The organism is Sphingomonas sp. (assembly GCF_019749955.1).
Taxonomy (GTDB): domain Bacteria; phylum Pseudomonadota; class Alphaproteobacteria; order Sphingomonadales; family Sphingomonadaceae; genus Sphingomonas.
Genome location: NZ_JAIEPC010000014.1, coordinates 103,268 through 118,381, shown reverse-complemented (window position 1 = coordinate 118,381; position 15,114 = coordinate 103,268). Strand labels below are relative to the sequence as shown.

Here is a 15,114-nt window from a genome sequence, read left to right as displayed (position 1 = left end):
GGTTGATGACTGATGAGCGGCTGGGCGATGGCTTATGGACCGCGCTCGATCGCTTGCCGCGCGGCGGGGGTGTGATCTTCCGCCATTATTCGCTGCCGACCGGGGAACGACGCGCCCTGTTCGCGCAAATCGCCCGAGTTGCGCGGCGTCGCGGCCTGATTTTAGTACGAGCCGGGACGACTCCGATGCGTGGCGAACAAGGCGTACATGGCCGCAGCTTGAAACAAGGGCGCGGACTCAGGACTTGGCCGGCGCATAATCTGCGCGAAGTCATCGCCGGGCGACGCGCCGGGGCAGATGTAATCCTGATCTCGCCGGTGTTCACGACACGCTCGCATGCCGATCAGCGACCGCTCGATGTCGTTCGGGCAGCGCGGCTGGCGCAGGCGGCGCGCGGAAAAGCGGTTGCGCTGGGGGGAATGAACCCGCCATCGTTCCGTCGCCTGAGCGGTACCCGCTTTACCGGTTGGGCAGCAATTGATGGCTGGGTCGGCGACCGCGCAGCGCAAGATCAGAAGCGCAGCGCCGTCCCGATATAGACGGCCTGGCTATCGCGGCGATCATCGCGCACGCGATCAAGGCGGTAGTTCTCGGACTTGAAGCGCGAGCCGCCGGTCAGGTCGACATTGCGGGTGAGGCGGAAAGCGTTGGTCGAGTCGAGAGTCGACACGGTGCGATCGTCGCCGGTCAGCTTGGCGCCGACGACGGGCGCTTCGGGAAGCGGGCGCAACCGCGCCGACCGCGCCGTTTGGACCGGCACACCCAGATCGAAGCTGCGCGCACTGCCAACCGGATCGGCGCGCACCGTTTCGGTTGTGCCGACAAACTTCTTCCAGCCTACAGACACGCCCAGATTATAGGCAATCGGCGCGACATTGACCGAGGTACCAACCGGCGCCGCTTCAGGCTCAGCCTGCGCGCGGGCAACCGTCTTGGCGGCAAAAGCGACCGGGGCGGTCGAACGGCGCGCTTCGGCCGGCGTGAATTGATAATCGCGCGCGCCGATCCGCGCCTTGCCGACCATCGCCGCGAGCCGCCGGTCAGCAAAGGCCGGCGTGAAGCCGTCGATGCCGCTGAAGCCCTTCGCGAGCGCGGGATGCGGGGCACGCAAGGATGCATCGGGCGCGCCGAACGCAGGCGCAACAAGCGCGGCGGCGAGCAACGCCCCTGCAACTGTTCCTGCCATGACGCGACGCTTCACGATCACATCCTCACTTTCACCAACGCCCCTAACATGATTCGAACGGCGTGCGCCACAGGTCTGACGCTTTTATCGATATGGTGTTGCATTCCGCCCACAGCAAGCGCGCGCTTGCGGCGCCCGACGGACTATCTATAGAGTGGCGCCACGCCGTTTTGCTCAGGATTTTGCCCATGCCCCGCCGGTTGCGCACCGCTTTGCTGCTCTCGCTCCTTCTGCCCGTCGCTGCCTGTGGCGGTGGCAAGGATCGGCCGAAGGGTGATCTCGCCGCGGCCCGGGTGACCACGATCGGCGTCAATGCCTATCTGTGGCGCGCCTCGCTCGACACGATCAGCTTCATGCCGCTGCTCCAGACGGACTCGTCGGGCGGCGTGATCGTCACTGACTGGTACGCCAATCCGGCGGCGCCTGCCGAACGGATGAAAGTCACGGTGTCGATCCTCGACCAGGACCTGCGCGCCGATGCGGTGCGCGTCGCGGTGTCGCGCCAGATCAACCGCGACGGCCAGTGGATCGACGCGCCGGTGAAGGCCGCGACCGCGCAAAAGCTGGAGGACATCATCCTCACCCACGCCCGCGACTTGCGCCGCGCTGCGCTGCCCGGCTGAGGATCGCCCAAATGGCATCGCGCTTCAACGCGCTGAAGGCCGATGCGGCCTGGCAGGCGATCTGGGAAGAGCGCCGGACCTTCGCCGCCGACAGCGACAGCAACAAACCGCGCAGCTATGTGCTTGAGATGTTTCCCTATCCGTCGGGACGCATCCACATGGGGCACGTCCGCAACTATACGATGGGCGACGTGCTCGCGCGCTATCGGCGGATGACGGGGATGGAAGTGCTCCACCCGATGGGCTGGGACGCGTTTGGCATGCCGGCCGAAAATGCCGCGATGGAAAAGAAGGTCCATCCCGGCGACTGGACCCGCGCCAATATCGCGACGATGCGCGCACAGTTGAAGCGGCTGGGCTTCGCCCTCGACTGGACGCGCGAACTCGCGACGTGCGAACCCGATTATTACGGCCATGAGCAGGCGCTGTTCCTCGATCTGATGGCGGCGGGGCTGGTGTACCGCAAGGAATCCTCGGTCAATTGGGACCCCGTCGACATGACCGTGCTCGCCAATGAGCAAGTGATCGACGGGCGCGGCTGGCGTTCGGGTGCGCTGATCGAGCGGCGCAAGCTGAGCCAGTGGTTCCTGAAAATCACTGATTTCGCCGACGAACTGCTCGAAGGCCTGGGCGAGCTCAAGCATTGGCCCGACAAGGTCCGGCTGATGCAGGAGAATTGGATCGGCAAGAGCCAAGGCCTCGCGTTCAGCTTCGCGCTGTCGGATGACGGCGCGGTCGAAGTGTTCTCGACCCGGCCCGACACGATTTTCGGCGCGAGCTTTGTCGCGGTTGCCGCTGACCACCCGATTGCGCGCGCGGCGGCTGAGTCCGATCCAGAAGCGGCCGCGTTCATCGAGCTGTGCCGCAAGGGCGGGACGACCGCCGCCGAGCTCGAAACGCAGGAAAAGCTGGGCTATCGGCTCGGCATTTCCGCGACGCATCCGCTCGATCCGAGCTGGCAGTTGCCGGTCTATATCGCCAATTTCGTGCTGATGGACTATGGCAGCGGCGCGGTGTTCGGCGTGCCCGCGCACGACCAGCGCGATCTCGACTTCGCGCGCAAATATGGCCTCGCTGTCAAGCGCGTGGTGTCGGACGGCGCCGAGGAAAGCCCCGAATTCTTCGGCGACACGGCCTATAATGGCCCCGGCACGATCGTGAATTCGCATTTCCTCGATGGCATGGACATTGAGGATGCCAAGCGCACGGTCATCCAGCGCGCCGAGGGCGAAGGCTGGGGCAGCGGACGCACCGTGTTCCGCCTGCGCGACTGGGGGGTGAGCCGCCAGCGTTACTGGGGGACGCCGATCCCGATCATCCACTGCGACGCGTGCGGCATCGTGCCGGTGCCCAAGGACCAGTTGCCGGTGGTGCTGCCCGAGGATGTGAGCTTCGACATCCCCGGCAATCCGCTTGATCGCCATCCGACGTGGAAGCATGTCGCCTGCCCGAGCTGCGGCGGTGCGGCGCGGCGCGAGACCGACACGCTCGACACCTTCGTCGATTCGTCTTGGTATTTCATCCGCTTCGCCAGCCAGCCCAAGGACGCGCCGTTCGATCGAGCCGAGGCGGAAAAGTGGCTGCCGGTTGCGCAATATATCGGCGGAGTCGAACATGCGATCCTGCACTTGCTGTACGCGCGCTTCTGGACACGCGCGCTCAAGCACATCGGACGGCTTGACGTCAGCGAGCCGTTTGCGGGGCTGTTCACGCAAGGGATGGTGACGCACGAGACGTATCGCGCATCTCGAACAACTTACAGCAGCTCACAGATCGGCGAAGCCCACGAGCACTTCGACAAGCCGACCGACGCCTCCTACTGGGTCAATCCCGATGACGTAGAGCGGCGCGCAGAGGGGTTGTTTGTCCGGGGTACGGATGATCAAATTACCGTCGGTCGCATCGAGAAGATGTCGAAGTCGAAGAAGAACACGGTCGACCCCGAGCCAATCGTCGACCAGTATGGCGCCGATGCGGTGCGCTGGTTCATGCTGTCCGACTCGCCGCCCGAGCGCGATTTGCCGTGGAGCGAAGCGGGGATCGAAGGCGCATGGCGCTTCGTCCAGCGGTTGTGGCGGATGTTGCAGCCCGGGGAGGGCGTCGCCGAGGGGCAGGACGCCGCGCTCGACCGCAAGCTGCATCAAACCATCGACGGCGTCGCGCGCGATATCGAGGCGCTGTCGTTCAACAAGGCGGTCGCGCGGATCTATGAACTCGCCAATGCGATCGAGCGCGCCGCGCCGTCCGCCTCGCGCAACAGCGGCATCGAAGGGCTGCTTAGGCTCGTCGCACCGATGGTGCCGCACCTTGCCGAAGAAATCTGGGCATTGCGCGGCGGCGAAGGACTGATTGCCGATGCGGCCTGGCCTGAAGTCGACCCCGCGCTGCTGATCGAGGACGAAGTCACCATCGCGATCCAGGTCAATGGCAAGCTGCGCGACACGCTGACGATGCCGCGCGGGACGCCGAGTGACACTGTTGAAGCCGCCGCGCTTGCGTCCGACAAGATCGTCCGGCTGCTCGACGGCAAGCCCCCCAGGAAAGTGATCGTGGTGCCCGACCGCCTCGTCAATCTCGTCGCATGAAGCGGCTCGTGATCCTCGCGGCGCTGCTGCTCCCCGCCTGCGGGCTGCATCCGCTTTATGGCGGCGGCAGCGGCGGGCGCGTTGGCACGACACTTGGCCATATCGAAGTCGCGCCGATCGCCGGCCAGTCGGGCTATCTCGTCAGCAATGCCGTGCGTGATCGGCTTGGCACCGGGCGCGGTGAAGCGCCGCTCTACCGGCTCGAAATCAAGCTCGACGACAAGATCATCGGTCTCGGCGTGCGCCGCGACGACACGGTCACGCGTGAACGGCGAACGCTGCGCGCGCGCTATCAGCTGATCGACCTTTCGAACGGCACGGTGCTGCTCGACGCCACGGCGGGGTCGGACGCGGGCGTTGACGTCGTCGGCTCCGAATATGCGACGATTGCCGCCGAGAATACGGCGCTCGAGCGGCTGTCGACGATCGTCGCAAGCCAGATCGTCGCGCGCATTGCGCTCTACGCCGAACGCACGACGCCGCCCGCGGACAAGTGAAGGCGAACGAAAACCAGCTGCGCACGGCGCTCGACAAACCCGGTCCGGCGACGCGCTTCGTTCTGCTGCACGGCCCCGATGAATCGGGCGCGCGCGATCATGCCCAGCGGCTTGCGCGCGCGATGGGGCCTGAGGCCGAGCGGGTCGACCTTGATGGGGCGGCGCTGAAGGCCGATCCGGGGCGGCTCGCCGCCGAGGCTGCGTCAATGTCGCTGTTCGGCGGCGCGCGGCATATCCGCGTGACTGGCGTCGGTGACGAAAGCCTTGAGGCGTTTGAACTCTTGCTCGGCGCCGAAACCGCCGGGAACCCTGTTGTCGCGATCGGACCCGGGCTGAAGGGCACCAGCAAATTGCTCAAGCTCGCGCTGGCATCACCTGCGGCGCTGAGTTTTGCCTGTTATTTGCCCAACGCTGCCGACGCCGACCGCCTCGCGAGCGCAATCGCTGCCGAGCATGGCCTGCGCACCACCGGCCGCGCGGCGCACCGGCTGGTCGCAGCGACCGGGGGCGACCGGGCCATCATCGCGCGCGAAGTCGAAAAGCTCGCGCTCTATCTCGATGCGGCGCCCGATCGGCCGGGGACGCTCGACGACGCGGCGCTCGACGCGATCGGCGCCGATCTGGGCGACAGCGAGATTTCGGGGGCGATCGAAGCCGTGGTCGCAGGCGATGCCGCGCTGCTCGGCGCTGAACTCGCCAAGCTCGACGAAGCCGGGGTGTCGCCGATTCCGCTGCTGCGCGGGCTGGTGCGACGGCTGATGGCGCTCGCCGACATGCGCGGTGAGGTTGATGCAGGGGCCGGCGTGAACGATGTGATTGAGCGCCACCGCGTGTTCTTCAAGGAAAAGGCGGCAACCGCGCGCGCCTTGCGGGCTTGGTCGCCGCGACGGCTGGCGCAGTCGATCGAGCATATACGACAGGCCGAGCGCGCGACGATTGCCCCCAATACCGCCGGCACGGTGATCGCGGCGGCGGCGTGTCTCGCGGTGGCGCGCGGCGGCCGGCGCGCGGGTTAAAGCGTGTCGCCGCTCAGCCGCTGGCAGATCATGTCGAGCTGGTCGAGCGTCGAATAGCCAAGCGTCAGCGTGCCGCCCTTGGGCCCGAAGCTGATCTTGACGGCAAGCCCCAGCATATCGGCGAGCTGATGTTCGAGCGCGACGATATCGGCATTGGGGCCGGTGCGCGTGCCGCTGCCGCCATTCGGCTTGGCCGCCTGCGCGCGCTTTTCGGTGTCGCGGACCGATAGCCCGCGCGCGACGACTTCGCCCGCGAGCGCTTCGACATCGGCCGCACCGATCAGCGCGCGCGCGTGACCCATCGTTAGCCGTCCTTCGACGACATGCGCCTGCACGGCATCGGGCAGGTCGAGCAGCCGCAGCAGATTGGCGACATGGCTGCGCGATTTGTGGACGATTTTGGCGAGCGCTTCCTGGGTATGGCCATAGTCGCCGATCAGCCGGGCATAGGCCTGTGCTTCTTCGATCGCGTTGAGATCCTGGCGCTGAATATTTTCGATGAGTGCGATTTCGAGCGTTTCGGCTTCGTCGAAATCACGAACGATTACAGGAACTTCGTGAAGGCGTGCGCGTTGGGCGGCGCGCCAGCGACGCTCACCGGCAACGATCTGGAAGCTCGCGCCATGCGGGCGCACCACGATCGGCTGGATCACCCCGCGCATCGCGATCGAGGCGGCAAGCTCATCGAGCGCGGCTTCGTCGAAGCGGCGGCGCGGCTGGCCGGGATGCGGCGTCATCGAGCCGACCGGTAACATCCGCAGACCCGGCGCATGGCTTGCACCGGGGGCGAGCGGTTCTTCGCGGGCGATATCGCCCATCAGCGCCGACAGCCCACGGCCAAGGCCGGGGCGCGATTTGCGGGTAGCGAGCGGGGTGTCGAGAATCGGATCGGTCATGCGGCGGCTTTGGCTGGACTGGGGGTTGGGGCAGGCAGCCGCGCGATCAGCTCGCGGGCGAGCGCGATATAGGCTTCGGAACCCGAGCAGCGATGATCATAGATCAACGCGGGCAGGCCATGGCTCGGCGCTTCCGAAAGGCGGACATTGCGCGGGATAACCGTGTCGAACACAACCTTGCCGAGCACCGCGCGGACATCGTCGGACACCTGATCGGTCAGACGGTTACGGCGATCATACATTGTCAGCGCGACGCCCATGATCGACAGATTGGGATTGAAGCGTGAGCGGATGCGCTCAACCGTGTTGAGCAGCTGGCTCAACCCTTCGAGCGCGAAAAATTCGCATTGCAGCGGCACCAGCAGCGAATCGGCGGCAACCATCGCGTTCATCGTCAGCAGCCCGAGCGACGGCGGGCAATCGATCAGGATGACATCCCACGCCTCGCGCCCCTTGGCGATGGCATGCGCAAGGCGATGCGTGCGTTCGGCGAATTCGACCAACTCGATCTCGGCTCCCGAGAGGTCGACCGTTGCCGGCACGATATCGAGGCGGGGCACCTTCGTCGGCATCGCGGCATCGGTGAGTCCCAAATCGCCGACCAGCAGATCATAGGAGGAATGCGCGCGCTCGGCATTGGCGATGCCGAGCCCGGTCGAGCAATTGCCCTGCGGATCGAGATCGATCAGCAACACGCGCTTGCCGGTTGCCGCGAGCGCGGTGCCCAGATTGATCGCGGTCGTCGTCTTGCCGACGCCGCCCTTTTGGTTGGCAATGGTGATGCAGGTCATCGGCGCGCGACTTTCTCGGCAAGGATGATCAGGGAGTCGGGGTCGGTCAAACTCTGTTCCACGTGGAACACACCATGCCATGTCACCTGCGCCGCCGCCACCTCTTCGCGTGCCGATTTGCCTTTGGGAAGCACCCAGCGCGTCTTTCTCGTGGATAAATGCACCGTTGCGGCGAGCAATTCGGGTAAAGCAGCAACCGCGCGCGCCGAGATAACGCCTGCATGGCCGGTAATCTGCTCGGCGCGCGCGGCGCGCACGGTGACGCGATTGTCGAGTCCCAGCGCGGCAGCGGCGGCACGGAGGAAGTCGGCGCGCTTGCGGCGAGGCTCAACCAGCATCACCGGTGCATCGGTCAGCATCGCGACCACCAGCCCCGGAAAGCCCGCGCCGCTGCCGATATCGATCCACTCGCCGCGGATTGGCCCTGCGAGCGCAATCAATTGGGCTGAATCGACGATGTGCCGACGCCAGATGTGCGGCAGCGTCGCCACCGATACCAAATTCTGCTGCGCGGCCTCGGCGACGACAATGTCGACGAAGCGCGCGACCAATGTTTCACGTGGAACACCGAAATGCTCGCGCACCCATGCGCGCGCGTCGTCCTCGGTCACGCCGCGCGCCGACTGTGCAGCAGAATTGCCGAGAGCGCGGCAGGGGTGATCCCACGGATTCGCCCTGCGGCGGCAAGCGTCGGGGGTGCGGCCATGCTGAGCCGCTCGACCATCTCCGCCGACAGACCGGGGATCGTGGCATAGTCGAGCGGGGGCAGCGGCACAGCTTCTTCGCGGCGCAACAGCGCAATCTCGTTCGCTTGCCGGTCGAGATGCGGGGCGTAACGTGCATCCTCGGCGATTTCGGCAAGCAGAGCGGCATCATATCGAGCGGGCAACTCGGGCGCGACCTGCGCCAGCGTCACGCCCGGAAAGCGCAACCAGTCATAGGCCGACCGCCGCACGCCATCATCTACCAGATTTGCGCCGCGCTCATTGAGGAGGCGCGCGATGAGTGGTTGGTCGAGCCTATCCCGGATCGCAGCACGCGCTGCGGCCCGGCCAGCAAAGCGCGCGCGGCGCGCAGAACCGAGCGCGCCCGCTGCCTCGGCGATGTCGGCCAGCCGGGTTTCGGCATTATCGGCGCGCAATTGCAGCCGATATTCCGCCCGCGCGGTGAGCATGCGATAGGGTTCGGTGACGCCGTGGAGCACCAGATCGTCGATCATGACGCCAAGATAGCTCGACGCGCGATCAAGCAACACCGCGTCAAGTCCCAGCGCATGCCCCGCCGCATTCAGCCCCGCGAGCAACCCCTGCCCCGCCGCTTCCTCATAGCCGGTCGTGCCGTTGATCTGACCCGCGCAATAAAGACCGGGACAGGCGCGCAAGCCCAGCGTCGGGTCGAGCGCGCGCGGATCGACATAATCATACTCAACCGCATAGCCCGGAGCGAGAATCGTCGCGGATTCAAGGCCCTCGATCGACGCAATCATCGCTGCCTGGACATCGTCCGGCAGCGAGGTCGAAATCCCGTTGGGATAGACCAAAGGATCGTCGAGCCCCTCCGGCTCGAGAAAAATCTGATGCCCATCACGGTCACCAAACCGATGGATTTTGTCCTCGATCGACGGGCAATAACGCGGCCCCTGCGCGTCGATCGCCCCAGTAAAGAGCGGCGAGCGATCGAGCGACGCGCGGATGATGTCGTGCGTTCTCGCGTTGGTGCGGGTGATTGCGCAGAATAGCTGCGGTAGCCCACGTGATGTCGTGATCGGCGACATTGTCCAGCCATCCGCGTCCGATGGCTGTTCGGCCAGCCGCGCCCAGTCGATCGTCCGGCCATCGAGTCGCGGCGGCGTCCCCGTCTTCAGTCGCGCAATCGGCAGCCCGAGCGCGCGCAACTGTACGCCCAGCCGTGTCGCAGCCTGCTCGCCGACCCGGCCGCCCTCGCCGCGCGTTTCGCCGCAGAACAACCGCCCGCCGAGGAAAGTGCCGGTCGCCAGCACCACGGCGCGCCCGGCAATGATCCGACCATCAGCGAGGATCACGCCCGACAAGCTGTCGCCCGCAAAAGCCAGTTCTGCGGCCTCACCAGCAACAACCGTCAGCCCCACCTGCGCCGCAAGCATTGCCTGAATCGCAGCCGCATAGCGCCGCCGGTCGGCCTGCACGCGCGGCCCCTGCACGGCGGTGCCCTTGCTGCGGTTGAGCATCCGATAATGGATGCCGGCGGCATCGGTCGCGCGGGCGATCAAGCCATCGAAGGCGTCGACTTCACGCACCAAATGGCCCTTGCCGAGCCCCCCGATCGCCGGATTGCACGACATCGCGCCGATCTTGGCTGGATCAAAGCTGATCAGCGCGGTGCGCGCGCCGCGCCGCGCCGCCGCCGCGGCGGCCTCGGTCCCGGCATGCCCACCGCCGACAACGATGACATCGAACTGTTCCATGCGAAGGTCGCTAGTGGCGCGCCGCCGCCAAGTCAAAGCGATGTTCCACGTGGAACATCATTTGCCGATGCAGAAGCGGCCGAACAGCGCATCAAGCATTGCCTCAACGTCAACGCGCCCGAGCAAGCGATCGAGGGCGCGCCGCGCGATACGGAGTTGCTCGGCAACGATCAAAGAATCGTCGGTGCCGATCGCCGCCACCAGCGCTGCGTGGCATTCGGCGCAACAGGCGCGTTGCCGTGCATTGAACGCGACACTGTCCTCGCGCGGCAAGAGACGCTCAGCGTGACCCGTGATCGCTGACCATAGCTGGTCGATCCCCAATCCGTTCCGCGCCGACACAATCAGCCGGGCACCATTATCGCACGCGCCCCGCGCATCGGCGCGCGGATAGAGCCAAATGGCCGAGTCGGCATCGGCGGGCGGCGTATCGTCCAGCCAGAGCACAACATCAGCGCCCGCTGCCGTTTCCTTGGCGCGGGCAATGCCGATCGCTTCGACCATATCGTCGGTAGCTTCAGCCAGCCCAGCGGTATCGGCAAAAACATAGGCAATGCCGTAGCGTACCACCGGCACTTCGATCACATCGCGGGTCGTGCCTGCAATTGGCGAGACAATCGCGGCCTCGCGCCCGACCAGTGCATTGAGCAAGGTCGATTTGCCGGCATTGCGTGGCCCCGCGAGCACCACACGCACCCCGTCACGCAGGCGTTCGACGGGCGGCTCGGCCAGCGCGGTTTCGATCGAGGTGGCCAGCGCCGATAGCGCCGCCGCGATCTTCGGATCAGCCTGTTCGCCGACATCATCTTCGTCGGAAAAATCCAGCGCCGCCTCAACCTGCGCCGAAATCATCAGCAAGTCACTCGCCCACCCCGCGACTGACCGGCTCAGTCGACCTTCGACCGAGGTCATAGCGGCGCGGCGCTGGCGCTCGGTCTGCGCCATCAGCAAATCACCCAGACCTTCGGCTTCGGCGAGATCGATCCGCCCGTGCATCAGCGCGCGCCGGGTGAACTCGCCCGGCTCGGCACCGCAGAGCCCTTCCATGCGGCCAAGTGCTGCCAAAACCACAGCGACAACCGCGCGCCCGCCATGCAGGTGCAGCTCAACCAGATCCTCGCCCGTCGCCGTCGCTGGACCCGGGAAGATCAGCACCAGGGCCTTATCGAGCAGCTCGCCGGTCAGCGGGTCGACCAACGACCGCACCCCGGCACGCCGTGGCTCAGGGAGATCACCCGCAAGCATCGCTGCCGCGGCCAACGCGCGCGGGCCGCTGATGCGGATGATCGCAATCGCGGCCGGCGGCGCGCCGCTCGCCAGCGCAAAGATGGTGTCGGCCATGTCGCTCAGCCGGGGCGACCACCACTCTCGAACAGTTTCTGCCAGAATTTCATGCTCGCTTCACCCATCGGCGCCCAGCTTCGCATGACGGCTTCGAGCATTTCGGGCTTGAGGGTGCCGTCCATCGAATCGAGCAGCGTCGCGATGTATTTTTCGTGCACCGGCGTGAAATCGGGCAATCCCATCACCCGGCGTGCCTCTTCCGGCGTGCATTCGACTTCGACATTGATTTTCAAGGCAACAACTCCGCTTGAGGCCAAATGATCCTCGGGCCATGATATGTCATGTATGCGCGCGATCAGGCCAGTATCGCAACGCCGATCGGCGTGGTGACGATCATTGCGCGCGGTGAAGCGATCGATTCGGTTCATATCGGCGATGCCGCCGTTTCACGTGGAACATCGGAAACGGCCCGTAACGCCGCCGATCAGCTCGAAGCCTGGTTCGCCGGGGAACGCCAGGATTTTGCGCTGAACCTGAAGGCGCCAGTCACCCCACGCGGCATGGCGCTTCGCGACGGCCTGATCGCGGTCGGTTATGGCGTGACAATGAGTTACGGCGAACTCGCGCGTCGGCTCAGCTCAGCACCACGCGCGATTGGCCAGCTCTGCGCGCGCAATCCCTATCCGATTATCGTGCCGTGCCACCGTATCCTGGGATCGGGTGGCGTGCTCGGCGCCTATTCGGCAGGCGATGGCCCGACAACAAAGGCCTGGCTGCTGGCGCATGAACAGCGCCACCAGCCGTCCGCGCTGACGGCTTAAGCCGAACCCGACTTACTGGTTCCCCGCCCTAATGGTTCCCCGTCCTACTGATTCATTGAGTCGAAGAATTCCTCGTTGGTCTTCGATTCCTTCATCTTGTCGAGCAGGAATTCCATCGCGTCGATCGTGCCCATCTGCATCAGGATGCGGCGCAGCACCCACATCTTCGAGAGCTTGGCCTTGTCGACCAGCAGTTCTTCTTTGCGCGTGCCCGACTTGCCGACATCGAGCGCGGGGAAGATGCGCTTGTCGGCGACCTTGCGATCGAGCACGATCTCCGAGTTACCCGTGCCCTTGAATTCTTCGAAGATCACTTCGTCCATCCGACTGCCGGTATCGATCAGCGCAGTAGCAATGATCGAGAGCGATCCGCCTTCCTCGATATTGCGCGCGGCACCGAAAAAGCGCTTCGGCCGCTGGAGCGCATTGGCATCGACGCCGCCGGTCAGCACCTTGCCCGACGACGGCACGACCGTGTTGTAGGCGCGGCCAAGCCGGGTGATCGAATCGAGCAGGATCACGACGTCCTTCTTGTGCTCGACCAGACGCTTGGCCTTTTCAATAACCATTTCAGCAACTTGAACGTGGCGCTGCGCAGGTTCGTCGAAAGTCGAGCTGATGACTTCACCCTTCACGCTGCGCTGCATGTCGGTCACTTCCTCGGGCCGCTCGTCGATCAGCAGCACGATCAGGAAGACTTCAGGGTGATTGTCGGTAATCGCCTTGGCGATATTCTGGAGCAGCACGGTCTTGCCGACGCGCGGCGGTGCCACGATCAGCGCACGCTGGCCTTTGCCCTGCGGGCTGACGATGTCGATAACGCGGGCCGACTTGTCCTTGACGGTCGGGTCATAGGGGTCGAGCGTCAGCTTCTCGTCGGGATAGAGCGGCGTCAGATTGTCGAAATTGACGCGGTGACGCACCGCTTCGGGATCGTCGAAGTTAACCGACGTCAGCCGGGTCAGCGCGAAATAGCGTTCGCCATCCTTCGGCCCGCGAATTTCGCCTTCGACGGTATCGCCCGTACGCAGCCCGAATTTGCGGACCTGGTTGGGTGAGATGTAGATATCGTCCGGTCCCGCCAGATAATTGGCTTCGGGCGAGCGCAGGAAACCGAACCCGTCGGGCAGCACTTCGATCGTGCCCAGCCCCATGATCTGCTCGCCATTTTCCGCCTGGACCTTCAGGATCGCGAACATCAGATCCTGCTTGCGCAAGGTCGAGGCACTTTCGACCCCGAGCGATTCGGCCATCTCGACGAGCTGGGCGGGGGTTTTTTTCTTCAGGTCGGCGAGATGCATGGGGAGATTTCCGGGAAAGAGGCAGATCAGGCGGGGGAGCGCATCGGTCGGCGAGAAGGGCACGACGAGGCTGGAGGATACGCTATGCGCTGCACATCAGCACCGCATAGGTTGGTTAAAGAATTAGGCATCGGGCGCGGCCAAGTCAAGCAACGCGCCCACAGATTGCGGTCAGAAGGGCTGGACGATCGCCAGCATCACGATGAGCGCGACCGACACGCCGGGGATTTCGTTCGCCAACCGCAGCGTTCGACCGGAGAGCTTTGCCTGCCCCTTCGCCAGCGCCTTGGAATAGCCCACCGCCCAGCCGTGGAAGCCGCTCAGCAGCAGCACGATCACCAGCTTGCTATGCAGCCAACCGAGATGCGGCACGCCACTGAATAACCCCACATGCGCGGCGAGCATCAGTCCGAGCACCCACACCACCACCAGCGATGGACCCAGGATGATTGATCGCAGCTTCGATTCGCGTTCAATCCAGCGTTCAGCTTGTGGTCCGGTCAGCCCGTCTTCCTGATGATAGACGAGGTAGCGCGGCAGCATGAACAAGCCGGCCATCCAGAAAATCACAAACACCAGATGCGCGGTCTTCACCCAGGGGTAAGCGCTGCCCAACCAACCCGCCATGCTATCGCCTCACTCTCGCCACCAGCGCATCGACATGCGGGATCGGGGTATCCTGCAATATCCCGTGGCCCAGATTGAAGACATGCGGCCTTTCGGGGAAGGCGTTGAGTACGCGGTCGATCGCGCGGTCGAGCGTCTCACCGCCGGTGATCAGCGCGAGCGGATCGAGGTTGCCCTGCACCGGCATTTCGGGCGGTAGGACGCTATTGGCCCAGACCGGATCTAGCGTTTCGTCGAGCCCCAGCGCATCGACGCCGGTTTGGGTTGCATAAGCCACCAGCTTGGCGCCGGCGCCCTTGGGGAAACCGATAATCGTCGCATGCGGCACCCGCGCGCGCAATTTGGCGACGATGGCGGCATTGGGCGCGATCACCCAGTCCTCAAACTGTTGCGGCGAGAGGCTCCCCGCCCAGCTATCGAACAGCTGGACCGCATCAACCCCGGCGGCGAATTGCGCGACCAGATACTCGACCGTCACCTCGGCAATCGCATCGATGATCTCACCGAAAGCCTTGGGGTCGCGATAGGCATAGCGGCGGGTCTCGGCTTGGTCCTTGCTGCCGTGACCTGCGACCATATAGGTCGCGACCGTCCAGGGGCTGCCCGCAAAGCCCAGAAAGGTGGTTGTGGGGGCCAACTGGGCGGCGACCTTGCGCACGGTCGCATAAACCGGCTCGAGCCGCTCAGGCACCGCTTCCAGCGCCGCCAGCGCATGATCGACCAGCGCGGGTTTGAGCTCGGGCCCTTCGCCGGCCCCGAAACGCAGATCCTGCCCCATGGCCGAGGGGACCATCAAGATATCGGAAAAGAGGATGGCCGCATCGAAATCGAACCGGCGGAGCGGCTGGATCGTCACTTCGGCCGCCGCATCGCTATCATTGACCAGATCGAGAAACCCGCCCCTTTCGGCGCGCAACGCCCGATATTCGGGCAGGTATCGTCCGGCCTGACGCATCAGCCAGATCGGTCGGCGCTCATGACGCTCGCCCTTCAAGGTCGCGAGCAAAGGCTTTGGTACGGACAAGATCGCTCTCCCTTACTTCA

Annotated in this window: 16 protein-coding genes; 6 read left to right on the top strand and 10 right to left on the bottom strand. The window is 65.0% G+C overall.

What is annotated here, in order from left to right; genetic code table 11:
• Positions 1-5: 5 nt before the first annotated feature.
• On the top strand, positions 6-539 hold the full coding sequence (locus K2W81_RS04805) for a thiamine phosphate synthase (protein WP_294101878.1): 534 nt from the start codon (positions 6-8) through the stop codon (positions 537-539).
• Here K2W81_RS04805 and K2W81_RS04800 read toward each other — a convergent pair.
• Positions 512-1,201, bottom strand: coding sequence for a hypothetical protein (locus tag K2W81_RS04800; RefSeq protein ID WP_294101877.1), 690 nt, complete (start codon positions 1,199-1,201; stop codon positions 512-514). The genes K2W81_RS04805 and K2W81_RS04800 overlap by 28 nt on opposite strands.
• Before the next feature lie 173 nt (positions 1,202-1,374).
• On the opposite strand from K2W81_RS04800, the gene K2W81_RS04795 reads away from it, so the two are divergent.
• From K2W81_RS04795 to holA, 4 genes are read left to right on the top strand one after another with little or no spacing between them, the layout of a single operon-like run.
• Positions 1,375-1,809, top strand: coding sequence for a DUF3576 domain-containing protein (locus K2W81_RS04795; protein ID WP_294101876.1), 435 nt, complete (start codon positions 1,375-1,377; stop codon positions 1,807-1,809).
• Between the two features lie 11 nt (positions 1,810-1,820).
• Entirely contained in the window at positions 1,821-4,394 is a 2,574-nt protein-coding gene (leuS, locus tag K2W81_RS04790; protein WP_294101875.1) for a leucine--tRNA ligase, read from the top strand.
• Positions 4,391-4,891, top strand: coding sequence for an LPS assembly lipoprotein LptE (gene lptE / locus K2W81_RS04785; protein ID WP_294101874.1), 501 nt, complete (start codon positions 4,391-4,393; stop codon positions 4,889-4,891). Before leuS ends, lptE begins: the two co-directional genes overlap by 4 nt.
• The gene (gene holA, locus K2W81_RS04780; RefSeq protein WP_294101873.1) at positions 4,888-5,907 is read left to right on the top strand and encodes a DNA polymerase III subunit delta; all 1,020 of its coding nucleotides are present in this window, start codon (positions 4,888-4,890) and stop codon (positions 5,905-5,907) included. Before lptE ends, holA begins: the two co-directional genes overlap by 4 nt.
• On the opposite strand, the gene K2W81_RS04775 is transcribed toward holA, so the two are convergent.
• From K2W81_RS04775 to K2W81_RS04750, 6 genes are read right to left on the bottom strand one after another with little or no spacing between them, the layout of a single operon-like run.
• On the bottom strand, positions 5,904-6,803 hold the full coding sequence (locus K2W81_RS04775) for a ParB/RepB/Spo0J family partition protein (RefSeq protein WP_294101872.1): 900 nt from the start codon (positions 6,801-6,803) through the stop codon (positions 5,904-5,906). The two genes, holA and K2W81_RS04775, sit on opposite strands and share 4 nt — an antisense overlap.
• Positions 6,800-7,594 carry a ParA family protein gene (locus K2W81_RS04770; RefSeq protein ID WP_294101871.1) on the bottom strand — a complete coding sequence of 265 codons (795 nt, stop codon included), beginning with the start codon at positions 7,592-7,594 and terminating at the stop codon, positions 6,800-6,802. The genes K2W81_RS04775 and K2W81_RS04770 overlap by 4 nt, the downstream gene beginning before the upstream one ends.
• Entirely contained in the window at positions 7,591-8,205 is a 615-nt protein-coding gene (gene rsmG / locus K2W81_RS04765; protein ID WP_294101870.1) for a 16S rRNA (guanine(527)-N(7))-methyltransferase RsmG, read from the bottom strand. The genes K2W81_RS04770 and rsmG overlap by 4 nt, the downstream gene beginning before the upstream one ends.
• The gene (mnmG, locus tag K2W81_RS04760) at positions 8,202-10,037 is read right to left on the bottom strand and encodes a tRNA uridine-5-carboxymethylaminomethyl(34) synthesis enzyme MnmG (RefSeq protein WP_294101869.1); all 1,836 of its coding nucleotides are present in this window, start codon (positions 10,035-10,037) and stop codon (positions 8,202-8,204) included. Before mnmG ends, rsmG begins: the two co-directional genes overlap by 4 nt.
• Positions 10,038-10,094: 57 nt before the next feature.
• Complete coding sequence (gene mnmE, locus K2W81_RS04755) at positions 10,095-11,378, bottom strand: tRNA uridine-5-carboxymethylaminomethyl(34) synthesis GTPase MnmE (RefSeq protein ID WP_294101868.1); 1,284 nt, start codon at positions 11,376-11,378, stop codon at positions 10,095-10,097.
• Between the two features lie 5 nt (positions 11,379-11,383).
• Entirely contained in the window at positions 11,384-11,614 is a 231-nt protein-coding gene (locus K2W81_RS04750; protein ID WP_294101867.1) for a DUF6489 family protein, read from the bottom strand.
• Positions 11,615-11,662: 48 nt separating this feature from the next.
• Between K2W81_RS04750 and K2W81_RS04745 the strand changes: the two genes are divergently transcribed.
• Entirely contained in the window at positions 11,663-12,142 is a 480-nt protein-coding gene (locus tag K2W81_RS04745) for a methylated-DNA--[protein]-cysteine S-methyltransferase (protein WP_294101866.1), read from the top strand.
• 44 nt (positions 12,143-12,186) lie between these two features.
• Here K2W81_RS04745 and rho read toward each other — a convergent pair whose 3' ends face one another.
• The 3 genes from rho to hemE all read right to left on the bottom strand — a co-directional run bounded on the left by rho (position 12,187) and on the right by hemE (position 15,097).
• Positions 12,187-13,443: a transcription termination factor Rho gene (gene rho / locus K2W81_RS04740; protein WP_294101865.1), complete on the bottom strand. Its 1,257-nt coding sequence runs from the start codon at positions 13,441-13,443 to the stop codon at positions 12,187-12,189.
• A 171-nt stretch (positions 13,444-13,614) separates the two neighbouring features.
• On the bottom strand, positions 13,615-14,070 hold the full coding sequence (locus tag K2W81_RS04735) for a CopD family protein (protein WP_294101863.1): 456 nt from the start codon (positions 14,068-14,070) through the stop codon (positions 13,615-13,617).
• 1 nt (position 14,071) lies between these two features.
• Entirely contained in the window at positions 14,072-15,097 is a 1,026-nt protein-coding gene (gene hemE / locus K2W81_RS04730) for a uroporphyrinogen decarboxylase (RefSeq protein WP_294101961.1), read from the bottom strand.
• Between the last annotated feature and the right edge of the window lie 17 nt (positions 15,098-15,114).